The sequence below is a fragment of the Nocardia sp. CC227C genome (assembly GCF_030767025.1).
GTDB lineage: Bacteria > Actinomycetota > Actinomycetes > Mycobacteriales > Mycobacteriaceae > Nocardia.
This window is the reverse complement of the sequence record NZ_JASITE010000010.1, coordinates 20,110-41,640: the sequence shown is the minus strand read 5'-3', so window position 1 is coordinate 41,640 and position 21,531 is coordinate 20,110. Positions and strand designations below refer to the sequence as shown.

Here is a 21,531-nt window from a genome sequence, read left to right as displayed (position 1 = left end):
ATCCGATCGGTCGCCAAAAGGAACCGATTGGGTGCCTCGTGCCCCCGATTGGGTGCCACGGTCGGATCGATGGGCGGTAGTGTGCTGGTATGACTGCCGCCCAGCCCTCCGGCGAACCGATTCACGGTCGGATGGTGCTGCTGCCCACGCCACCGCTCGACGGATTCACCGCCGCGGATCTGCCGCGTCTGATAGAAGTTGTCGATGGCCGCTTCGAGCTGCTGGACGGTGAAGTCATGATGATGGCTCCCGCCACGCACTGGCATGACGAGGTAGTCGACATCTTGAAACACCTACTACGTCCGGCTGCGCCGCGACAGTTCGTCATCGCGACGGAAAAGGGCATCGATCTTGGCACGAGCGTGCCGGAACCCGATGTGCTGGTAGTCAATCGCGAGGTGGTGCACTCCCGCAGCTTGGTCTTCCAGCCCGAAGACGTTCACCTCGCAATCGAGGTGATGTCTCCAGGAACGAAAACCAAGGATCGCCGACTCCGGCCAGCGCAGTACTGTGAAGCCGGCATCAAGTGCTTCTGGCGTGTGGAGAACGAGGACGACGCTATCGTCGTCTACACGTTCGAACTGCTTCCCGAGGGCGGCTACGCGCCCACCGGAGTGCATCGTGGGCGGGTGAAAGTCGACCGGCCTTTCCCTATCGATATCGAAGTGCCCGAAGTGACCTGGTAGTTCCTCGGCGAGGAGGGTGGCGTGCACGGTTCTCGCGGCATCGTTCTGGTTGTGTTCGTCGGTGCGGTGGTGGCACAACCGCTGCCCGGTCCGGCCGCGGCCGGACCGGGCAGCGAACTCGGGGGGTGCTATCGGGGCAGCGTGCTTACCGCCGAACTGTTACCGGGGAGCGGCAGCGCCGGACAGAGTGTGCGGCGGGCAGGGGAGGTGTGGGACTGCCGGAGTTCGCTGCTGCCGGGGATCACGGCGGGGCGATTCCGCGCCGAATTGCCCTGGCGTGGTTTCGGATCGCCGACATCGGGCAGTTTCACCTGGTCGGACGGCAGTGTCAGCGCGGTGGCCGGGTTGCCCAACAGTCTGTGGACGATCACGTCCGGGCCGGGGAGCGGGCATGCGGTGCGCTTCGACCTCGCCATGGAGATGACCGGGGACTGGTATTACACCGAGCATCCCATGGCGATCGAGTCCTTGTCCTTCGTGTCGTGACGCGCGCTCGAATTCCGACGTGCGCTCGAATTCCTCAGCGCGGCTGGGGTTCCGGGAGGGCGTCGAAGGCGGGGCGGATGGTCTCCGCGGCACCCGGGACGAGGGATTCGGCGTAGGCGAGGGCGGCTTCCACCGCCGGGTCGCCGCCCCCCTGCTGCAGGCCGACGGCCCCGCCGATCAGGGCTCCCACCACGGTGGTGATGGGGATGGTGATGAAGTCCAGGATGAACAGCCCCGCGGGGAAGCCGATGAGGAAGCCGATCGCACCGCCGATGGCGGCTCCGGTCGCCACGGCGGGCAGGTTGGCCTGCACCACGTCGAAGAAGTGCTGCTGGGCGTTGATGTCGCGCAGCGGGACCGGGGATTGGGCCACCGGGGTGAGGGTGAGGCGGCGGCTGCCGTCGGTGATGCCGGGGGTGAGTTCCAGGGTGTGGCCGACGATGTCGTGCCGCAATGGCACGGTGGCGGCGAGCAGGCCGTCGTCGTCGGTGACTATGACCGCCTCGCCGTCCCAGGTGGGCAGGAAGCGGCCCGAGGCGATGGTGGCGACGACGGCGCGGTTGTCCGGCGACAGTTCCACCGCGTAATCGATGCCGTCCTCGCTGCCCTGCACTCGCAGCGCGGGCTGTGCCGGTCCGGCCGTCGCGGTGGTGGCGACGGCGACCGACATCGTCAGGCAAAGCAGCAGTGGCGCAATCGTTCTGGCTAGGCGCATCGGTGTCCCTCGGGGTTGCGGGCCATACGGCCCCGACGTCTGCGAAGAACCTACCCGGGCGGTGCGCGGATCGGAACCCCGCCGACACATAGTGGACACCTCACCCCGAGCGGTGCTCGCACGCGTAGGCCGGTCGGGCTACCCGGTCTCGGTGGTCTCCTCCTCGCCGCGGCGCACCGCCACGACGCCGATGAGAATCAGTGTGCCGCCCAGCAATTGGATGGGCCGCGGCGCTTCGCCGAGCAGCACCCAGGCGAAGGCCAGCGCCGCCAGCACCTCGAACAGCGCCACGAAGGAGGCCAGGCGCGAGCCGAGCATCCGGGTGGCCGCGATGCCGGTGACATAGGCCAGCGCCGCCGTGACCACGCCGAGGAAGATCAGCGGCAGCCACCAGGTGGTGGTGAAGCCTTGGAAGACAACGGGTTCGGTGGTCGCCCGGAACGGCAGGACGCCCACCGCACCCGCGGCCAGCAGCGCCGCGCCACCGATCAGCAGCCCGCTTGCCGCCAGCACCGTTCCGGGCAGGGAACCGTCGCCGTGCGCGGAGAGCACGAAGTAGGAGGCCGCGCCGACCATCGCCGCCAGCGCCCACGCGATCCCGACCCCGCTGGTTTCCGCCCCGGAGGTCAGGTCCAGCACCAGCACCAGCCCGGTCAGGCCGACCACGGCGCCGCCGACGGTGGTGGCGCCGGGCCGTTGCCGGTGCCGCAGCCACAACCAGCCCACCACGGCCACCGGTGCGGTGTACTCGACGAGCAGGGCCACGCCCACCTCCATGTGGGCGACGGCGTTGAAATAGGCGAGCTGGGTGCCCGCGACCGCCAGCAGGCCGTATCCGACGATGAGAGCGGCGTTGTCGCGCAACAGCTTCCAGTTCCCGCGCAGGTGCACCAGCGCGATGGGCGCCAGCACGGCGGCGGCCAGCAGCACGCGTACCGCCACCACCGCCGCGGAACTCCACCCGGCGTTCATCATGCCGCGCGCCAGCGACCCCGAGAGTCCGAACGACGAAGCCGACAGCAGGGCGAACAGCAGCCCGGTACGCAATCTGTTCCGAACGGCCGTGTCATGAGTCAACTGCGTCATGACAAATGACGCTAAGGTGGGCTTGGTAATATGTCAACATGATTTTCGCTCATGACACCGAAGCGTCCATGGCCGCTGCGGTGGAGCTGGTGAACTCGGCCGAGGAACCGGACACCATGACCGAAACCGCCCAGCTCGCCGATTTCTTCGTGCGGCACGGCTACACCGGCGTGCGCTCCGGCGACGAACGCGAACTCGACCGGGTCCGCGCGCTGCGCCCGGTGCTGCGCGAGCTGCTCACCAGTGACCGGGATACGGCGGTGGAGCTGGTGAACGACATCCTCGCCGAGCATCGCGCCGTCCCCCGTCTGGTCCGCCACGACGACCTCGACTACCACATCCACGCGGTTCCGCCCGAAGCGCCGCTGCCCGTCCGCATCGCCGTCGAAACCGCCATGGCGATGATCGACCTCATTCGCGCCGACGAGCTCTCCCGTCTCGCCGTCTGCGCCGACGACAACTGTGCGGGCATCGTCCTCGACCTCTCCCGCAACCGCTCCCGCCGCTATTGCAGCACCGCCTGCGGCAACCGCAACGCCGTCGCGGCCTACCGGGCGCGGAAGAAGTAATCCGCGACGGTCGCCCAGCCCTTCGCGCCGGGTGGAACGAAACGCCGACCGCGACCGGAATCGGAGCGCCCGACTCGGAAATGCGCGACCAATTCGCCCTCCGACGTCGCAAAAGTGTCAGCTGTTGGGTTTCTCACTGTCGCTTCCGCTTCGGCTATACGCGCGTACAACTCCGGTGTTAGCGTGCCCGTGCTCGCTCGAGGATCGGTTGGGAGTCTTTCGGCAATGACGACGAGACGGCATGGGCCGCTGGGTACTTACGACGTGGTGTTGATCGGCGGTGGAATCATGAGCGCCACGCTGGGAATCCTGCTGCGGCACCTGGAGCCGACCTGGTCCATCGCGGTGTACGAGCGTCTGGCGGAGGTCGCGGCCGAGGCGTCGGCGGCGTGGAACAATGCGGGCACCGGGCACGCGGGACTGTGCGAACTGAACTACACCTCGGAAAAGCCGGGCGGTGGCGTCGATATCGAGAAGGCGCTGCGGGTGAATGAACAGTTCCAGCTGACCCGCCAGCTGTGGGCGCATCTGGTGGAAGAGGGAATCCTGGACAAACCGCGGGAATTCATCAATCCGGTACCGCATATGACTTTCGTGCGGGGCGCCGACGATGTGGATTTCCTGCGCCGCCGCCATGCCGCGCTCACCGAGCATCCGCTCTTCGGTTCCATGCGGTTCAGCGCGGACCCGGAGATCATCGGGGAATGGGCTCCGCTCCTGCTGCGCGGTCGCGCCAAGGGCGAACCGATCGCCGCCACCCGCGATATCACCGGCAGCGATGTCGATTTCGGGGCGCTCACCCGGAAACTGTTCGCGCACTTGGAAACTCTCGGTGTAGACGTGTATCTGCGGCACGAGGTGCGTGGCCTGCGCAAGAACAACGACGGCTCCTGGAAGCTGCGACTGGTCGCGGCCGATGACACCGGCGACCGCATCACCTCCCGGGTGGACGCCCGCTTCGTCTTCGCCGGTGCGGGCGGTTGGGCGTTGAAACTGTTGCAGCGGGCCGGAATTCCCGAGGTGCGCGGTTACGGGCTGCTGCCGGTGAGCGGGCGCTTCCTGCGCTGTGACAATCCGGCCGTGGTCGAGCGGCACGACGCCAAGGTGTACGGCAAGGCCCCGGTCGGAGCGCCGCCGATGTCCATGCCGCATCTGGACACCCGAATCATCGACGGCCGCCAGTCGCTGCTGTTCGGCCCGTACGCCGGTTCCAGCCCGAAGTTCCTGAAGCAGGGCTCGCTGCTCGATGTCGCGGCCTCGCTGCGGCCGCACAATATCGGCCCGCTGGCGGCCATGAGCGCGAACAATCTCGGATTGGTGCGGCTGCTGGCCGGCCAACTGGTGTCCACGCGGCGGCGCAAGGTCGCCGCATTGCGGGAGTTCTTCCCCGCCGCGGTGGGCGACGAGTGGACCATGATCAGCGCCGGGCAGCGCGCCCAGATCGTGAAGGCCGACCCGGTGCGCGGCGGCGTCCTCGAATTCGGCACCGAGGTCGTCGCCGCCCAGGACGGGTCCATCGCCGCCGTGCTCGGTGCCTCACCCGGTGCGTCGACCGCCCCCGCCATCATGCTCGAGGTGCTGCGCCGCTGCTTCCCCCACTATCGCCGCCTGTGGGCGCCGCGCCTGTGTGAACTCATGCCCACCGTCGGCCGCTCGCTGATCGACAACGAGGCTCTGGCGCGGCGCACCGCCGCCCGCACGGCCGAGATACTCGGCCTGGCGGCCCCGGTCACCGACTGACCCGACTCCGGCACGGTTGCCCGGCCGGTCATGATGGCGGAGCCTGTCCCGCACGCCCGTCGGGCCGCCGGGTGCGTCGTGACGACAATGTCCCGCGGCACCGGAATGTGCGGCGGGGCATCGTCTTCGGTGTTCTTCGGCCGGGTCAGGGTTGTCCGGTGGCGTAGGCGACCGCGGCGTCGATGAGGGGCTGCCCGCCGCCGACGGCCAGGCCCGCGAGCCCGCCGATGACGCCGCCGACCACGGCGGCCACCGGCACGGTGATGAAGTCGAGGACGAACAGGCCGAGCGGGAAGCCGAGCACGGCGCCGATGGCCGCGCCGATGACCAGTCCGGCGATACCGGCGGTCTTGGCCTTCTCGAATTCGGCCCAGAAGGTGTCCTGCGCGGAGATGTCACGCAGCGGTGTCGCGGCCGCGCCGCCGGGGGAGAGGGTCAGCTGTCGGCCCGACGCATCCACGGACGGCAGCAGTTCCACGCGCTGTCCGGCGACATCGAAGGCCAGCGGCAGGGTGGTCACCGTGCGCCCGGCGTCGTCGAGCAGGGTGACGGTGTCGGCGGCCGCCACGAAGCGGCCCGAGCGCAGGGTGGTGACCGCCGAGCGCTGGTCATCGGACAGCGCGACGAGATAGCCGACGCCGTGGTCGTTCCCGTGGATCGCCACCGTCCGGGGCGCGGGCTGGACCCGGGTCGGCGAATCGGCGTGGACGATTCCGGCGGAGAGGCCGGTGGCTCCCAGGGCGAGCAGGGCGGTCGCGGTGATCTTGCTGAGGGTCATCGGGGGGAGGGTCATCGTGTTCTTTCGTCGGCGGCTGCGGTGGGCACGTCGCAGAAAACTTACCGCTTTTGCCGTTTCGTCCGCTTGTCGAGCATGGACAACCACCGTGCGCACCCGGTATAGAAAGTGAAACACGTTTCAATTCGATCGGAGATGCGATGGACAGCGCGACCATGGGTGCCCTGGTGATGGACGGTTTCAAGAAATTGGGCTTCATTCAGTTCGCCGGTATCGACGCCGAGGAGTTCGCCAGCGGCCGCAATGTGGTGCGAATGGCGGCGCGGCCGGAGCACCTCAACCACAACGGTGACGTGCACGCCGCCATCCTGTTCGGTTTCGCCGAGACCGCGGCCATGGGCGCGGCCGTCTCCGGCATCGTGGATCTGATGGGGGAGACCTTCATCGTCGCCCGGGACGGGAGGATCGAGTACCTGGCCCGTGCCAAGGGCACGGCGAGTCCCTTCCTCGCCACCTCCGAGTTGCCCGAGGGCGCCGTTGCGAGCATGCGCGCGAATATCGAGTCGCGTACCGAGATCGAACTCGCCGTCCCGGTCACGATCACCGACGGCACCGGAAAAGCCGTCGCCACAGCGAGTTTCACCGCCGTCATCCGGCCGCGGCGGAGCTGACCGGCCGCGCCGGAGTTGACCGGCCCGCCGATGCCGACCGGCCCGCCGGAGTTGACCGGGCCACCGGAGTTGACCGGGCCGCACACCCGGGAGCAGCTGGATCTGTCCAGGGTCACCGGGAAGCAGGTGATGAGCGGGCACCAGCCCGAATCGTGTTGCTAGTAACGCCTTTTGCGTGGCTTCAGGTGCAGTCCGGGCAGCGGTGGTGCCGGGATGCGCTGCTCTCGTGTGTGCCCCGCGATGTCCGGGAAGCGCTCGAGATCGTGTTTCTCCCAGTCGTTTCGGGCCGCCTCGATCTCTTCGTGACTGCGTCCCACGAAGTTCCACCACATGACCAGATCCTCGCCGAACGGTTCGCCGCCGATCAGCAGCAGCCGCGCTCCCGCCGTATCGTGCAGGCGGATTCCGGTGCGATCACTGCCCAGGTAGAACAGGCTGCCGGGCTCGACCGGGGTGCCCGCGACGGACAGTGCGCCGTCCACCACCAGCACGGCGTGCTCGTACGCCGGGGTCAACGGCAGTTCGACATCGGTCCCGGCCCCGACGCGCAGATCCGCGCCCACGATCGGGGTGTAGGCGGTGGCGGGTGAGGTCACGCCGCCGAGCGATCCGATCAGCACGGTCCCGGACAGTCCGGGCAGCTCGAAACTCGGCAGCGTCGCATGCTGTTCGAAATGTGGTGCGATACCGCGACTTTCGTCCGGTAGCGCGATCCACAGCTGGAGCCCCCGTCCGGAGGGGTGCCCCGGCACGCGGTACTCCGAATGTGCGATACCCCGTCCGGAGGTCATCAGGTTCAGCTGACCGGGCCGGATCTCCACATCCGAGCCGACGCTGTCGCGGTGGCGGACGCGGCCCTCCAACGGCCAAGTGACCGTTTGCAATCCGATGTGCGGATGGGGGTCGATGTCGTGGCCCGCCGGATTCGCGGGCGAATTCGATCCGAAGTAGTCCAGGAAGCACCACGCGCCGACCGTCGGCAGGTCACGCTGCGGCAGCGTACGGTGCACGGTCACCCCGCGCACCCCACCGAGGGGCACCTCGCGGGACGGGAAGAACTCCGCCCGCGGCCCCGGTTTTCCGGAGGACTCGCACAGCGACTCCTCCGGACGCGACTCGAGGTCGCTCACCGTTTGATGCCCTTGCCGACGACGTGCTCGTCGTACTCCGGATGCTTGTCCAACCAGCCCTTGATGAAGGGGCAGCGCGGCACGATGACCCGCCCTCGCTCGATCACGTCCTTGACCGCCTCCTCGGCGAGCACCTTGCCCAGCCCCTTGCCGCCGAACTCGCTATCCACCTCGGTATGGATGAAAACGGTGTCGTTGTCGCGTTCCCGAAACTCGCTGAAACCCGCGAGCGAGTTGCCGTACCACACCTCGTACCGGTGTTGCGTGTCGTTGCGCACGACCGCGGCCACGACGGCCTGTTCGCTCATTGTTCAGTTCTCCTTCCGCACCCGCACCGGATGTTTGCTCAGGATCGACACTCGGTTGAACGCGCCGATAGTGGTCGCAGCCCAGATCACAACGGATAACTGGTCATCCGACAAATGTTGCCGCGCAGCAGCATACTCACGCTCCAAGATCGCATCATCCGGAAGATTCGTGACACTCTCGGCCAGGGTCAGCGCCGCTCGCTGCCGGTCGGTGTACAGCTCGGGGTTGCGCCGCCAGGCGGGGAGCACCGCCAATTGCTGCCGGGTGACCCCGGCCGCCCGGGCGGCCCGCTCGTGGACGTCGAGGCAGACGGGGCAGGCGTTGAGCTGGGAGACGCGCACGTTCACCAGTTCCATCACGGCTCGATCGAGATCGACGGCCGCGGCGGCGGTGCGTACGGACAGCGCCACACCCGCGAGGGCTTGGTATATCGCCGGTGACTGTTTGTCGATCCAGACCCGGGCAGGAACCGCTGGAGACTGCATAGTCGGTTCATCGTAAGCGGAAGGGTGGCTCCGCGCTCCCCGATCCGCGCCACCGCGCGTCGCGAACCGGGGATCGAGCGTGGAAGACACACCGCGGGAGCCGAATTCACGTCTCAGACGACGGTGAGCACCATCTTGCCGCGGGTACGCCCGCGCTCGCCCGCGACGTGCGCCCGCGCCGCCTCGGTGAGCGGCAGCACGGTGTCGATCTCGACCCGCAGAAGGCCCGCGGTGATCAAACCGACGATCTGCCGCAGCCCCGCGGCGTCGGGCTCGACCACGGTCCAGCCCGCCCGCACGTCCAGGCCGGTGGTATCGGGCACCGAGTCCGCGTCGGGCAGGGTCACCAAGCGGCCGCCGGGCCGCAGCACGCGCAGTGAGCGTTCCCCGTACGTCCCGCCGATTCCGTCGATCACGATGTCCACATCCCGCAGCGCCTCCGCGAAATCGACGGCGCTGTAATCGATCAGCTCGTCCGCACCCAGGTCGCGCAGGAAGTCGTGGTTGTCCGCGCGGGCGGTGCCGATGACGTACGCGCCGCGCGCCTTGGCGATCTGCACCGCCAGGTGGCCCACCCCGCCCGCGGCGGCATGGATCAGCACGCGTTGCCCCGCGTGCACCCCGGCGGTGTCGACCAGCGCCTGCCATGCGGTGAGGGCGGCCAGCGGCAGGGCGGCGGCCCGGATGTGGTCGATCTCCCGCGGTTTGCGCACGAAGTGCCGGGTCGGACCGACCACGTACTCGGCGTACGCGCCCGCCTGCGCCGGGAAGCTCGGCATGCCGAACACTTCGTCGCCGGGTTGGAAAAGGCTCACCCCCGGGCCGACGGCGGTCACGACGCCCGACACGTCCCAGCCCACGATCGGCGGCGTACCCCAGCCGATCAGCGCGCCGCTCGCCCGGGTCTTCCAGTCCACCGGGTTGACGCCCGCGGCGTGCACGCGCACCAGGATCTCGCCGACGCCCGGCTCCGGACGCGCGATCTCGGCGAGGGTGAGGACCTCCGGGCCGCCCCACTCCCGAACGACCATGGCGCGCATGGTGTCACCGGTGCTCATCAACTGTCTCCTCTCGTCGGTGAATTACCGGTCACCACAGTGCGTCGGATTCGCGGGCCGCAGTAGTGGCCGAAAGGACAACATGTGACAGGATTCGGCCATGCCCGTTCCGCACCGTGTCGTCGTCCTCGCGCTCGATCAGGTGCCGGTGCTGGAGCTCGGCATCCCCTCGCGGGTCTTCGGATTCGCGGACGACGAGGGCGGCGGCGGGCTGTACGAGGTGGTCGTCTGCGGCGTGGACGGTGGGCCGCTGCGGACCGCCGAAGGGCTGTCGCTGGCGCCGGCGCACGGTCCCGAGGCCCTCGCGAGCGCCGACACCGTGATCGTGCCGCCCACCGAGGACCTCGGTGACCTGGAGCCCGGCGGTGCGCTACCGGAACCGCTGGCCGCCGCGCTGGCCCGGATACGGCAGGGAACCCGCATGGTCTCCATCTGCACGGGCAGCTACGTGCTGGCGGCGGCCGGGCTGCTGGACGGCCGGACCGCGACCACGCACTGGATGCACTCCGCGGCATTCCGTCGCGCCTACCCTCGGGTCAAGATCGACGAGGACGTGCTGTTCGTGGACAACGGCGACGTGCTCACCGCCGCCGGGGTCGCCGCGGGCCTGGACCTGTGCCTGCACCTGCTCCGCCGGGACCACGGCGCTACCCTCGCCAATCGGGTCGCCCGCCGCCTCGTGGTGCCGCCGTGGCGGGACGGCGGTCAGGCCCAGTTCATCGAGCGCCCGGTGCCGCAGCCTGACGCCGCGTCCACCGCCCCCACCCGCGCCTGGCTGCTGGACCGGCTGGCGGACCCGGTCACCCTGGACGAGATGGCCGCGCACGCGCGGATGAGCGTGCGCACCTTCACCCGGCGATTTCGCGCCGAAGTCGGTACCACACCCGGCCGCTGGCTCACGGTCCAACGGCTGGACCGCGCCCGGGAGCTGCTCGAGCACACCGACCTGAGCATCGATCTGGTGGCCGAACGGTCCGGCTTCGGCACCGGCAACTCACTGCGGCAACACATGCGTGCCCTGCTGAACACCTCGCCCCACGCCTACCGGCGCACCTTCCGCCGCACCGCCTGAGCCGCGTCCGGCCGCGGTGGGCCTCCGCCCGGAATAACCGGGCGCGCGATCGAGTTCACTGTCGATCGAACGGTCACTGCGATCTCGGAGCCGCTATGGAGAGCAGTACTCGCGTCGGCGCGGGCGTGCGGACGCGCGTGCGCATTCCGCTGACATTCGGGGACGGGTATTCGACCACTGCCGAGGCGGTCACCTTCGACGGGCTCAGCGACGGCCGGGAACATCTCGCTCTGGTGCTGGGCGAACCCGACCCGCGGCGGGCGCCGCTGGTGCGGCTGCACTCCGAATGCCTGACCGGTGACGTCTTCGGCTCCGCGCGCTGCGACTGCGGTCCGCAGCTGCGCGAAGCGGTGGAGCGCATCGCCGACACCGGCGGCGTGCTGCTGTATCTGCGGCAGGAAGGACGCGATATCGGGTTGTACAACAAACTCGACGCCTACGTGCTCCAGGATTCCGGGCTCGACACCTACCAGGCCAATGCCGCGCTCGGCCTGCCCGAGGACGCGCGCGACTACACCGCCGCCGCCCAGATGCTCACTGCGCTGGGCATTTCCGAACTGGAACTGCTCACCAACAACCCCGACAAGGCGCGCCAGCTCGGCGTGCTCGGGGTGGCCGTGCGCCGCACCGTCCCGACGGGCGTGCACGCCACCCCCGGCAACCTGCGCTACCTGCGGGCCAAGGCCGACCACACCGGCCACACCATTCAGATCGCCTGAGAGTCGGCGGACTGCGCGTAGTCCTGGGCGTACTCCCCGCTCGGCGGGATGGGCGTGATCACGTCGACCAGCGCACCGCTCGGGTCGACGGTCATGAAGTGGCGCTGGCCGAAGTCCTCGCTGCGCAGCTCGAGCGGCATCTTCAGCCCCATTTCCACGGCCCGGGCGTGCACGGCGTCCACATCGTCCACCTCGATGGCGACCAGGAATCCCGACGGCAGCACCCGGTACGCCTCCGGCACGCTTTCGTGCGTGCGCTCCACCACACCGATCTGCGGCTTGGCCCCGTCCGGCGCTTCCAACTGCACGTACCACCCGCTGTCGAACACCACCTGGAAGCCGAACAGCTCCACGTAGAAGTCCCGGACCGCCGCCACATCGTCGGCGCAGAGGGTGGGGAAGATGCTGGTGATCATGGCTGAAACCCTTTCTCGTTGGTATGACCAGCATCGGGTCTCCCGCGGCGGGAGAGTCAACCCCCCGGGTTCGCGGACGTGGCACCATCCGGCCGCCGAGCGTTTCGACATGACCCCCACCCGGGCTTCGGCCGACGGAACACGCGAAGCCGACGGAACAACGGTGGCGGTCTTCGCTATTCGCGACCGGCTGAGGTGAAGTTCATGTCCGCGTACCGGTTTCCGGCGACCCGCTCGGCGATCGGTTCCAGGGCGGCCAGCTCGTCGGCGGTCAGCTCGACCGTCGCGGCGGCGACGTTCTCCGCCACCCGGTTTCGGCGGCGGGTGCCGGGAATCGGCGCCACCGACAGGTTGTGCACCCGCGACTGCGCGTGCACCCAGGCCAGCGCGACCTGCCCCGGGGTGATGCCGCGCGACTCCGCGATGGTCCGCAGCGGAGTCAGCAGCTCCGCGTTGCGCACCGCGTTGTCTCCGGACAGCCGCGGGAACGCCCGGCGCACATCACCTTCCGCCAGTTCGCCGGTCACCGCCACGGTGCCGGTGAGGAAACCCCGCCCCAGCGGCGAGTAGGGCACGAAGGTAACGCCCAGTTCGGCGGCGGCGGGTACCACGGCCCGCTCCACATCCCGGGAGAACACCGACCATTCCGACTGCACGGCCGCGATCGGGTGCACCGCGTGCGCGGCGCGCAACTCCGGCCCGGTCACCTCGGAGAGCCCGAGCTGACGCACCTTGCCCGCCGCCACCAGCTCGGCCATCGTGCCGACGGTCTCCTCGATCGGCACCCGCGGATCCCGCCGATGCATGTAGTACAGGTCGATGACGTCGATACCCAGCCGGGTCAGGCTGGCGTCCACCGCGCGCCGGATGTATTCGGGGGAGTTGTCGATACCCCGGTAGCTCGGTTCGTCCGCCTTGCGCACGATGCCGAATTTCGTCGCCAGCACCACCTTGTCGCGGTGGGCGCGGACGAATTCGCCGACGAACTCCTCATTGTGTCCGGACCCGTACATATCGGCGGTGTCGAACAGGGTGACCCCGAGTTCGAGGGCGTGCTCCAGTGTCGCCCGCGCCTCGTCGGCATCGGTCGGACCGTAGAACTCGCTGATGCCCATGCAGCCGTAGCCCTGTACCCCGATCCGGATCTCGCCGAGGGCCGTGGTGGGCAGTACCCGCGTCGTGGTCATGTGCGCTTCCCTTCGCTTGCGTTCGGTGTGACCACGGTCCGCCAGTCGCGCGTCGGATCGCCCTCGTAGAGCGCGATCTTGCAGTCGAGAACGGCCACGGTCTGCTGTAGTTCGGCGATGCGGGCGAGCACGTCCTCGCGGGTGCGGCGGAACATCTCGAGTCGCTGTGGGAAGGTGGCGTCACCCTCGCGCACCAGTTCCGCGTAGCGGACCATGTCGGCGACCGACATCCCGGTGCGGCGCAGTTTCCCGATGAGCGTCAACCAGTCCAGATCCCGGTCACTGAATCGCCGCTGCCCGGTGTGATCGCGGCCCACGTAGTCCATCAGCCCGATCCGCTCGTACCACCGCAGCGTGTCCCGCGTCAGCCCCGACCGCTCGGACACCTCACCGATCGAGTACCTCGGCAGCTCGTAGTCCGCCTCGTACCGCACCGCCGCCACGCTCACCGCTCGCTCCTCTCGTCGAACTCCACCGACGCTAATCACCTGGAGTGCACTCCAAGCAACCCCTGAACTCGGCTACGTTGCCGAAGACGAGGCGACCGGGATCTACCGCACCGGCTCACCCTGCGAACTCACCATCGACTTGGATCGACTGCGCTGACCTCGCCGCCGGACGCGCCTACGCTGGTGCCATGGCTGGAAAAGACATAGATCGCATCCGGGGCCGGTCGGCGCTGGAGACGGTGCGGGAGAATCCCGTCATCGCCGGGATCGCACTGTTGCCCGTGGCCGCTGTCTTCGGTGTGGTGTGGTGGCTGCTGGGGTTCTTCCCGGCGCTGCTGCTCCTGCTGGTGTTCGGCGGTGTCGTGGTGTGGAAGGGGAAGCTGCTCGGCTGAGCCGGGTCCCTCGATCGGGGGTGCGGTCCCTCAGCGTGGCACGTGGAAGAGCCGGAGATCGCCCGTGCCCGGATCGGCGTCCCGCCATGCCCGATCGAACTCCAGCACCGCCAGGGCGGAGGTGGGGAACTTGCGGCTCATCCGCTCCGCCGGTTCCGAGTCGCGGTTGCTCGCCAGCTCCCATGCCGTCCACGGCATTCCGGGCGCGTGCCCGATCACCAGCAGCGTGTCCACCGTGTCGTCGGTGAGCTGGACGAGTTCGACAAGGGTGCGCGGGGACGCCTCGTAGATCGATTTCTCGAAGGACACCGGTGCGCTGATTCCGGTCGCGGACAGGGTTTCCCGGGTGCGGGTGGCCGTCGAGCACAGCACCGCGTCCACCGCCGGTTGCGTCTCCCGCAACCAGTCCCCGGCCAATGCCGCCTCCCGCCGCCCGCGCGGGGCCAGGGGCCGATCGTGGTCGGCGACCCCGTCCGGATAGCCCGATTTGCCGTGCCGCATGAGGATGAGCGTCCGCGCCATGCGCACCACCGTAGGTCCTGCGGTGCCCGCTCGGTGGCAGGATGCGGACACGGTTTCACCCGATCGGCCACGGGTGGTCATGCGGGCTACCGGGGCCGGGAGACGCAGTTCACATTTCGGTCGGTGGCCCGACGGGAGATCGTCGTCACACTCGAGGCACACTGAAGGGGACGTCACGTCGGTGTGCCGATCCATGCCGCGTGGCACCTATATTAGAACGTGTTCTACCGACCCCTGCTCGAACCCGAGCTGAGTAGCACCGCGACTGTTTCGAGGATCTGCGAGATATGGCCTATGTGATCACGCAGCGTTGTTGCAACGACGCCAGCTGCGTTCCGGAGTGTCCGGTCGACTGCATCCGTCCTACGCCGGAGTCTCCGGAGTTCGCGACGGCGGAGCAGTTGTATATCGACCCTGACACCTGTATCGACTGTGGTGCGTGTGTGGACGCGTGTCCGGTGGAGGCCATTTTCTCCGAGGACGATCTGACCGCGTCGCTGGCCCGGTTCCGCGATGTCAACGCCGCCTACTTCCAGCGGCATCCGCTGGAATCGAATTTCGATCCGCTGGTCGCGCCCACGCGCGTGCCCAAGGAGTTGGGCACGTTGCGGGTGGCGGTGATCGGGGCGGGTCCGGCCGCCTGCTACGCGGCGGAGGAGTTGTTGCGGCGCGCGGACGCGGAGGTGGAGCTGTTCGACAAGCTGCCCACCCCCTACGGGCTGGTGCGTGCGGGTGTGGCTCCCGATCACGCGGGCACGAAGCTGGTGGCGAATATGTTCGAGACCGCGTTTCGCCGCGACGCCTTGCAGTACTACCTGAACGTGGAGGTGGGCAGGCACATCAGCCATGCGGAGTTGATGGCGCACCATCACGCGGTGGTCTACGCGGTGGGCGCGTCGACCGACCGGCGTCTGGGGGTGCCCGGCGAGGACCTTCCGGGGTCGCATTCGGCGACGGAGTTCGTGGCCTGGTACAACGGGCACCCCGACTACGCGGATCGGGAGTTCGATCTGTCGGGACAGCGGGCGGTGATCGTGGGCAACGGCAATGTCGCCCTGGACGTGGCGCGGATTCTGACGATGGACCCCGAGGACCTGGCCAAGACCGATATCGCGGATTACGCGGTGGATGCGTTGCGGCGCAGCAGCATCACCGAGGTGGTGGTGCTGGGGCGGCGTGGCCCGTTGCAGGCGGCCTACAGCAGCCCGGAGTTCATGGCGCTCACCCATCTGAAGGGGGTGGACGTGGTGGTGGACCCGGCCGATCTGGAGTTGGATCCCGAGTCCCGGGCGTTGCTGGATGATCCGGAGGTCGAACCGCACCTGAAGCTGAAGTACACCCTGGCGCGGGAGTACGCGGCCACGACGCCGACGCCGGGCAACAAGCGGATCGTGTTCCGGTATCTGGTCTCGCCGACCGCCATCACCGGTGACGGCAAGGCCGAGTCGGTGGAGTTCGTGCACAACGACCTGGTGACCGAGAACGGTCGCACCGTCGCCCGCGCGTCGGAGCGGACCGGTTCGCTCGACGCGTCGTTGGTGTTGCGGTCGATCGGGTATCGAGGTGAGCCGGTGGCCGATATTCCCTTCGACGAGGTCAACGGGGTGATCCCGAACGAGAAGGGTCGGGTGTTGGCCGCGGATGGGTCCCCGGTGCCGGGGGTGTATGTGTCGGGGTGGATCAAGCGGGGTCCGCGGGGGGTGATCGGGTCGAACCGGGTCGATTCCGCGCAGACGGTGGATCAGGTGATCGAGGATTTCACCGCCGGGAAACTCGCCGCGCCGAGCGCGGACCGTGCCGCGTTGAAGGCGTTGCTGGCGCGGCGGCAACCGGATCTGGTGGATCGGGCGGGGTGGAAGGCCATCGACGCCGCGGAGAAGACCGCGGGCAAAGCCGCCGGCCGCCCCCGCGTGAAATTCACCAGCGTCGAGAACCTGCTCAAAGCCGCCGAGGGCTAGCCGAACGAACCGCGCGGCCCCACCCGAACCCGGTGGGGCCGCGCGCCGTTCGACGGTCGGCTCAGCCCGGCAGCGGACCGATCCGCACGGTCGTCGTGGTGATGCCGCCGACCACGAACCACAGCCGCAGGACCGGATGCCCGGTGCGATCACCCGGCTCGTAACGGGCCCGCACACTGAGGTGCTGTCGCGCCTGCACCGGCGCGATGTACTCGATCACCGCCCGGTGCGGTGCGGCGACCAGCTTCGGATAGTCCACCAGATACTGCTCCACGGCCTGCCAGTACACCGCATTGTTCACATGGTTGTACTGGTCGATATCGGTGGCGCGCAGCGGAAACGGCAGATCCACGTCGGATTCCGGCGGCATCGGATCGGTCAGCCAGGGCCGCCACCGCAGCCGGTGCTCATCGGTGGTGCGGGCCAGCTGGGCCAGCCCCTCGTCACTGATGCGGGTGGGCATATTGGTGGATTCGTTGATATTGATCCAGAAGCCCTCGGTCTCGATGAGACCGCCGTTCTCGCTGGTGATCCGCACCCGCATATTGGTCCAGCGCGTGGACAGGGCCGAACACCAGCGGCGTAGCTCCACCCGATCCGGCCAGTACACCGGCCGGACCACATCGATGACCGTGCGGCGCACGATCCAGCTCGGGTCGGTGCGGTGGAAGATGCCGGAGTGCAAGTCTTCCCAGGCGATGTCCTGCAGGTAGCGGGCCATGCCGTCGAAACGCAGCCGGTTGTACGGATCCACATCGCCAGCCCGGACGGGCCACGCCGAGGCGAAGCCCAAGCCCTCCTGACGCAGCGGGGCGAGTGGCTCATCGAGTGACACTGGTGCTCCTCGCGCGGCACGGTGACCCATGGTGCCGGGTCCGGTGTGCCGCGTTCTCGTGCGGTGCTTGCTGGACACGACTTTACGGTGCGGTCGCCCGCCCCTCGCGTCGAGTCACCTACTCATTTTCCAGGGCATGACAGGGTGGCTGTCCAGGCCGTAGCCTGTTTGGTTGTAATCCAGGCAGGGGAGGCGCGCGTGGTTGCCGGGTCGCGGACCGGATCGCGGTTCGGGCAGTACGAGCTTCGTACGCTGCTCGGGGTCGGCGGCATGGGCGAGGTCTACGAGGCGTTCGACACCGTCCGGGACCGGGTGGTGGCGCTGAAACTGCTGGATCAGGAGCTGGCCAAGACGCCGAGCTATGTGGAGCGGTTCCGGCGCGAATCCCGGACCGCCGCGAGACTGCAGGAGCCGCACGTCATCCCGGTACACGACTGGGGCGAGGTGGACGGGGTCCTCTACATCGACATGCGGCTGGTGCGCGGGCGCGACCTGAAGGCGCGGCTGCGGGCGGAGGGGCCGCTGTCGCCGGACGCGGCGGTCTCGGTGGTCGAGCAGATCGCCGCCGCGCTCGATGCCGCGCACGACAGCGGGCTGGTGCACCGCGACATCAAACCCGCCAATATTCTGCTGACCGGTGAGATGTTCGCCTACCTGGCGGATTTCGGAATCGCGCACGCGGAGTCCGATGCGCAGCTGACCGGTACCGGCAGCGCCATCGGCTCCTTCGCCTACATGGCCCCTGAGCGGTTCGAGCACGGCAGCCCCGGAGCCGCTGTCGACGTCTACGCCCTGGCCTGCGTGCTGTACGAATCCCTCACGGGCGAAGCGCCTTTCGTCGCCGACAGCAATCTGGCGGCCATTCGCGCACATATGATGACGCCCCCGCCCCGCCCGAGCGCCCGCCCCGGCGTCCCCGTCACCTTCGACCAGGTCGTCGCCACCGGCATGGCCAAGGACCCGGCCCGCCGGTACGCCTCGGCCGGGCGGCTGGCCCGCGCCGCCCGCGCCGCCCTGCTGCGGGCGGGCAGTGCCGACCGGACGCGCACGACCGCGCCGCCCGCCCCGCCGACGGTGGCCCTCCCGTCGCGGCACCCGAGCCCCCCGCCCCGGCCGCTCCGACCACCTGGCGACCGGGGCCCCGCCGATCCCCATCCCGCCGATGCGGGACGGGCGGCCGAAGGGAATGCGGCGCGTCCCGCCGGTGCGACGCGTTCTACGGGTGCCGACCGAGTTCCGACGGTCGATGCGGGGTGGCCGGACCACCCGTCCGCGCCGCCGGAGGCGAAGCGTTCGCGGCTGCCGGTGCTGGCCGGTGTGCTCGGGGTCGCCGTGCTGGGACTGGCGGCCGCGCTGGGGTGGGTGGCGCTGCGGGACGACGGAACGCCCGGCCGGCCGGGGGCGATCACCTCGCCCGTCCCGGCGTCGCCGACGCCCGGGGCGCCGCTCGGCCCGACCTCGCTGGCCCGGACCCCTGCGACGCCGACCTCCGCGCCCCCGGACTCCGCGGCCCCCACCGCGGCCGTCACCACGTCCATCGGCGCGGGCACCACGCCCGCGCCGACGGCTCCGCCCCTCGGCCCGGTGTCCGGCACCGATGGCCAGGGTTTCGTGGACGCGGGCGGCCCCCGGTGCAATGCCGACGATCCGGCCCACGCCGTCGGCCACACCGCCGCCTCGCGACTCGTGGTGTGCCGCACCGGCGTCGGCCGCTACTACTACAAGGGTGTGCGGATCCGCGATGGCGCGGTGATCGAACTCGACGATCCGGTGCCCTCGGCCGATGGCTTCACCGCCACCAATCCCGCCGACGGCACGCGGTACGAGATCGGTCCGGGTGCGCTGACCATCGTGCGCAACGGCGAGGTGCTCGCCAATGAGGCGATGATCGAGTACGCCAGCCGCTGAATACGCCCGAACAGGACGGATCGCCCGCGAATCGGTTAGGTTCGGGAGGCATCCAACGCCGGGTAGATCGGAGATTTCGCATGCGTGCAGCCGTGGTGAGCAAGCTGGAAGGGCCGGAGGCGATCGAGGTCGTCGATATTCCGGAGCCCGCGCCCTATCCCGGCGGCGTCGTCATCGACGTGCACGCGGCCGGAGTGGCCTTCCCCGACGTCCTCATGACCCGCGGCCTGTACCAGATGAAACCGGCCATGCCGTACGTCGTGGGCTGCGAGATCGCCGGAGTCGTCCGCGAAGCCCCCGAGGGCGCGCAGGTGGCCCCCGGCGACCGGGTGGTCGCGCTGACCCTGCTCGGCAATGCCATGGCCGAGGTCGCCGTCGCACCCGCCGACATGGTGTTCAAGCTGCCCGACAATATCGCCCTGGAATCGGGTGCCGGTGTGCTGTTCAACGATCTGACCGTGCACTTCTGCCTGCGCAACCGCGGGCGCATCGCCGCTGGCGAGACGGTGCTGGTGCACGGCGCGGCCGGCGGCATCGGCACCTCCACCCTGCGCATGGCGCAGGCGCTGGGCGCGGGCCGGGTGATCGCGGTGGTCAGCACCGAGGAGAAGGCCGAGGTCGCCCGCGCCAACGGCGCGACCGACGTGGTGCTCACCGACGGCTGGCTGGCGGCCGTCAAGGACCTCACCGGCGGCCGGGGCGTGGACATCGTGCTCGACCCGGTCGGCGGCGACCGCTTCACCGACAGCATCCGCTCCCTCGCCTCCGGCGGCCGCCTGCTGGTGGTCGGCTTCACCGCCGGCGAGATCCCCACCGTCAAGGTCAACCGCCTGCTGCTCAAGAATGTCGAGGTCGTCGGCGCGGCCTGGGGCGAATGGGTGATGAGCCACCCCGGATACCTCCAGGAGCAGTGGGCCGAGGTCGAGCCGCTGCTCGCCAACGGCAAGATCCTGCCGCCCGAACCGATCCTCTACACCCTCGACCACGCCGCGGAAGCCGTTGCCGCACTGGACAAGCGCACCGCGACCGGCAAGGTCGTCGTCACCCTGCGCTGAGTCGCTCGCGGAGATCATGATCGTCGTGCCGGTCGTGCGACCGGCGCGGCCGGGGAGGGAAGGCGAACCATGAAGCTGTCGAACAGGGTGCTCAATCGGACGCTGCTCGCCCGCCAGCATCTGCTGGAGCGGTCCACGCTGTCGGTGGCCGAGATGTGCGAGCACCTGATCGGCCTCCAGGCTCAGGATGTCCCGCCGCCGTTCGTCGCATTGTGGAGCCGCATCGCCGATTTCGACCCGAAGCCGGTGTCGGCCGGGCTCGAGGATCGCTCCCTGGTGCGAATCACCCTGATGCGCGGCACCATTCACCTGGTCACCCCGCCGGACGCACTGCGCATCGCCCCGCACATCCAGCCCGAACTGGAGAAGGTCCCCTTCCGCAAGGGCTTCAACTACGGGGCCATGGTCGGCCTCGATCCGGAACGGGTGCGCGCCGACGGTGAGGCGGTGCTCGGCGACGAACCCATGTCCGCCACCGCGCTGCGCGAACGCGCCGCCGAACTCTACCCGGACCGCGATCCGGGGGCGGTCGTCCAGACCTGGCTGTACCAGCTGCCGGTCCTGCAAACCCCGCCGCGCGGGCGCTGGCGCGACAACAGCCGCCCGGTGTGGTCCCGGGTCGAGCCCTGGCTCGGCGCACCCCTGGACCCGGCCTACCCGCTGGAAGAACTGCTGCTGCGCTACCTGCGCGCCTTCGGCCCCGCCACCACCATGGATATGCAGACCTGGTGCAAGCTCCCCGGCATGAAGTCCGCGATGGCCCGTCTCGGCGACCGCGTGCGCACCTACACCGACGAGAGCGGCCGCACCCTCTACGACGCCGCCGACGCCGAACTCGTCGACCCGGACACCCCCGCCCCCGTCCGCCTGCTCGGCTGGTACGACAACGCCGTCCTCTCCCACCGGGACCGGACCCGCATCGTCCCGGAGGGCGGCGCACCCCCGCTGCGCGCCTTCGCCGCCGCCGTGTCCCCGATCCTGGTGGACGGCTATCTCGCCGCCGTCTACAAGATCTTCTCCGAGCGCGGAACCGCCCGCCTGCGCATCAGCCCCCGCACCGAATGGAGCCGCGCCGACCGCGACGCGGTGACGGCCGAGGCGCAAGCACTGCTCGCCTTCCTGGAACCGGAGCTGCGGCCCAGCGTCGAAATCCTCTCCCCCGGAGCGGAGCTGCGCCCCTGACCCGTTCCGGCCCGTTCCCGCGCCCGGTGCGCCTCCGGTTGCCTGCGCAAGCTTAATCCGGTGGAAACACCGCGCCGCTACGCTTTCGGCTACCACGTTCATGGCTGCAACGGACGCGGTGCACCGTCGGATCGAGACGGGCGAACCAGCCGCATTTCGAGAGGA

General features: G+C 69.3%; 24 protein-coding genes. 12 read left to right on the top strand and 12 right to left on the bottom strand.

Translation table 11 applies throughout. The features are described 5' to 3' along the window. Nucleotides 1–89: 89 nt before the first annotated feature. Nucleotides 90–686: a Uma2 family endonuclease gene (locus QMO76_RS20795; RefSeq protein ID WP_306363002.1), complete on the top strand. Its 597-nt coding sequence runs from the start codon at nt 90–92 to the stop codon at nt 684–686. 21 nt (nt 687–707) lie between these two features. Continuing rightward, complete coding sequence (locus QMO76_RS20790) at nt 708–1,172, top strand: hypothetical protein (RefSeq protein ID WP_306363001.1); 465 nt, start codon at nt 708–710, stop codon at nt 1,170–1,172. A 34-nt stretch (nt 1,173–1,206) separates the two neighbouring features. On the opposite strand, the gene QMO76_RS20785 is transcribed toward QMO76_RS20790, so the two are convergent. Continuing rightward, a complete protein-coding gene (locus tag QMO76_RS20785; RefSeq protein ID WP_306363000.1) occupies nt 1,207–1,842 on the bottom strand; it encodes a hypothetical protein in 636 nt (211 codons plus the stop codon). A gap of 183 nt (nt 1,843–2,025) precedes the next feature. After that, complete coding sequence (locus tag QMO76_RS20780; RefSeq protein ID WP_306362999.1) at nt 2,026–2,973, bottom strand: DMT family transporter; 948 nt, start codon at nt 2,971–2,973, stop codon at nt 2,026–2,028. A gap of 38 nt (nt 2,974–3,011) precedes the next feature. Between QMO76_RS20780 and QMO76_RS20775 the strand changes: the two genes are divergently transcribed. Both QMO76_RS20775 and mqo read left to right on the top strand, forming a co-directional pair. Then, nucleotides 3,012–3,542, top strand: a complete 531-nt coding sequence (locus tag QMO76_RS20775) for a CGNR zinc finger domain-containing protein (RefSeq protein WP_306362998.1) — start codon at nt 3,012–3,014, stop codon at nt 3,540–3,542. A gap of 225 nt (nt 3,543–3,767) precedes the next feature. Further along, entirely contained in the window at nt 3,768–5,282 is a 1,515-nt protein-coding gene (gene mqo / locus QMO76_RS20770) for a malate dehydrogenase (quinone) (protein ID WP_306362997.1), read from the top strand. Nucleotides 5,283–5,427: 145 nt separating this feature from the next. Here mqo and QMO76_RS20765 read toward each other — a convergent pair whose 3' ends face one another. Beyond that, nucleotides 5,428–6,060 (bottom strand): hypothetical protein, encoded by a 633-nt coding sequence (locus QMO76_RS20765; protein WP_306362996.1) that lies wholly within the window; start codon nt 6,058–6,060, stop codon nt 5,428–5,430. 158 nt (nt 6,061–6,218) lie between these two features. Here QMO76_RS20765 and QMO76_RS20760 point away from each other — a divergent pair, with 158 nt between their 5' ends. Beyond that, the gene (locus QMO76_RS20760; protein ID WP_306362995.1) at nt 6,219–6,689 is read left to right on the top strand and encodes a PaaI family thioesterase; all 471 of its coding nucleotides are present in this window, start codon (nt 6,219–6,221) and stop codon (nt 6,687–6,689) included. Between the two features lie 158 nt (nt 6,690–6,847). Here the strand turns inward: QMO76_RS20760 and QMO76_RS20755 are convergent, their stop codons facing one another. From QMO76_RS20755 to QMO76_RS20740, 4 genes are all read right to left on the bottom strand, one after another. Further along, nucleotides 6,848–7,819, bottom strand: coding sequence for a pirin family protein (locus tag QMO76_RS20755; protein WP_306362994.1), 972 nt, complete (start codon nt 7,817–7,819; stop codon nt 6,848–6,850). After that, a complete protein-coding gene (locus QMO76_RS20750) occupies nt 7,816–8,127 on the bottom strand; it encodes a GNAT family N-acetyltransferase (RefSeq protein WP_306362993.1) in 312 nt (103 codons plus the stop codon). Before QMO76_RS20750 ends, QMO76_RS20755 begins: the two co-directional genes overlap by 4 nt. A 3-nt stretch (nt 8,128–8,130) precedes the next feature. After that, nucleotides 8,131–8,613 (bottom strand): carboxymuconolactone decarboxylase family protein, encoded by a 483-nt coding sequence (locus QMO76_RS20745; RefSeq protein WP_306362992.1) that lies wholly within the window; start codon nt 8,611–8,613, stop codon nt 8,131–8,133. A gap of 113 nt (nt 8,614–8,726) precedes the next feature. Then, nucleotides 8,727–9,671, bottom strand: coding sequence for an NADP-dependent oxidoreductase (locus tag QMO76_RS20740; RefSeq protein WP_306362991.1), 945 nt, complete (start codon nt 9,669–9,671; stop codon nt 8,727–8,729). Nucleotides 9,672–9,771: 100 nt separating this feature from the next. On the opposite strand from QMO76_RS20740, the gene QMO76_RS20735 reads away from it, so the two are divergent. Further along, the gene (locus tag QMO76_RS20735; RefSeq protein ID WP_306362990.1) at nt 9,772–10,743 is read left to right on the top strand and encodes a GlxA family transcriptional regulator; all 972 of its coding nucleotides are present in this window, start codon (nt 9,772–9,774) and stop codon (nt 10,741–10,743) included. Between the two features lie 95 nt (nt 10,744–10,838). Beyond that, complete coding sequence (ribA, locus tag QMO76_RS20730) at nt 10,839–11,462, top strand: GTP cyclohydrolase II (RefSeq protein WP_306362989.1); 624 nt, start codon at nt 10,839–10,841, stop codon at nt 11,460–11,462. On the opposite strand, the gene QMO76_RS20725 is transcribed toward ribA, so the two are convergent. From QMO76_RS20725 to QMO76_RS20715, 3 genes are all read right to left on the bottom strand, one after another. Beyond that, nucleotides 11,450–11,878 (bottom strand): VOC family protein, encoded by a 429-nt coding sequence (locus tag QMO76_RS20725; RefSeq protein WP_306362988.1) that lies wholly within the window; start codon nt 11,876–11,878, stop codon nt 11,450–11,452. The two genes, ribA and QMO76_RS20725, sit on opposite strands and share 13 nt — an antisense overlap. Before the next feature lie 176 nt (nt 11,879–12,054). Continuing rightward, entirely contained in the window at nt 12,055–13,065 is a 1,011-nt protein-coding gene (locus QMO76_RS20720) for an aldo/keto reductase (RefSeq protein WP_306362987.1), read from the bottom strand. After that, nucleotides 13,062–13,514 carry a MerR family transcriptional regulator gene (locus QMO76_RS20715; protein ID WP_306362986.1) on the bottom strand — a complete coding sequence of 151 codons (453 nt, stop codon included), beginning with the start codon at nt 13,512–13,514 and terminating at the stop codon, nt 13,062–13,064. Before QMO76_RS20715 ends, QMO76_RS20720 begins: the two co-directional genes overlap by 4 nt. Nucleotides 13,515–13,702: 188 nt before the next feature. Here QMO76_RS20715 and QMO76_RS20710 point away from each other — a divergent pair, with 188 nt between their 5' ends. Next, nucleotides 13,703–13,906: a hypothetical protein gene (locus QMO76_RS20710; protein ID WP_029933038.1), complete on the top strand. Its 204-nt coding sequence runs from the start codon at nt 13,703–13,705 to the stop codon at nt 13,904–13,906. A gap of 30 nt (nt 13,907–13,936) precedes the next feature. On the opposite strand, the gene QMO76_RS20705 is transcribed toward QMO76_RS20710, so the two are convergent. Further along, complete coding sequence (locus QMO76_RS20705; RefSeq protein ID WP_306362985.1) at nt 13,937–14,428, bottom strand: histidine phosphatase family protein; 492 nt, start codon at nt 14,426–14,428, stop codon at nt 13,937–13,939. A 287-nt stretch (nt 14,429–14,715) separates the two neighbouring features. Between QMO76_RS20705 and QMO76_RS20700 the strand changes: the two genes are divergently transcribed. Then, nucleotides 14,716–16,386 (top strand): FAD-dependent oxidoreductase, encoded by a 1,671-nt coding sequence (locus QMO76_RS20700; protein ID WP_306362984.1) that lies wholly within the window; start codon nt 14,716–14,718, stop codon nt 16,384–16,386. A 61-nt stretch (nt 16,387–16,447) separates the two neighbouring features. Here the strand turns inward: QMO76_RS20700 and QMO76_RS20695 are convergent, their stop codons facing one another. Beyond that, complete coding sequence (locus QMO76_RS20695) at nt 16,448–17,221, bottom strand: acyl-[acyl-carrier-protein] thioesterase (protein ID WP_306362983.1); 774 nt, start codon at nt 17,219–17,221, stop codon at nt 16,448–16,450. A 198-nt stretch (nt 17,222–17,419) separates the two neighbouring features. Between QMO76_RS20695 and QMO76_RS20690 the strand changes: the two genes are divergently transcribed. From QMO76_RS20690 to QMO76_RS20680, 3 genes are all read left to right on the top strand, one after another. Beyond that, on the top strand, nt 17,420–19,129 hold the full coding sequence (locus QMO76_RS20690) for a serine/threonine-protein kinase (protein ID WP_306362982.1): 1,710 nt from the start codon (nt 17,420–17,422) through the stop codon (nt 19,127–19,129). A gap of 80 nt (nt 19,130–19,209) precedes the next feature. After that, nucleotides 19,210–20,184, top strand: a complete 975-nt coding sequence (locus QMO76_RS20685; RefSeq protein WP_306362981.1) for an NADPH:quinone oxidoreductase family protein — start codon at nt 19,210–19,212, stop codon at nt 20,182–20,184. A gap of 69 nt (nt 20,185–20,253) precedes the next feature. Continuing rightward, entirely contained in the window at nt 20,254–21,366 is a 1,113-nt protein-coding gene (locus QMO76_RS20680; RefSeq protein ID WP_306362980.1) for a winged helix DNA-binding domain-containing protein, read from the top strand. The last annotated feature ends 165 nt before the right edge of the window (nt 21,367–21,531 follow it).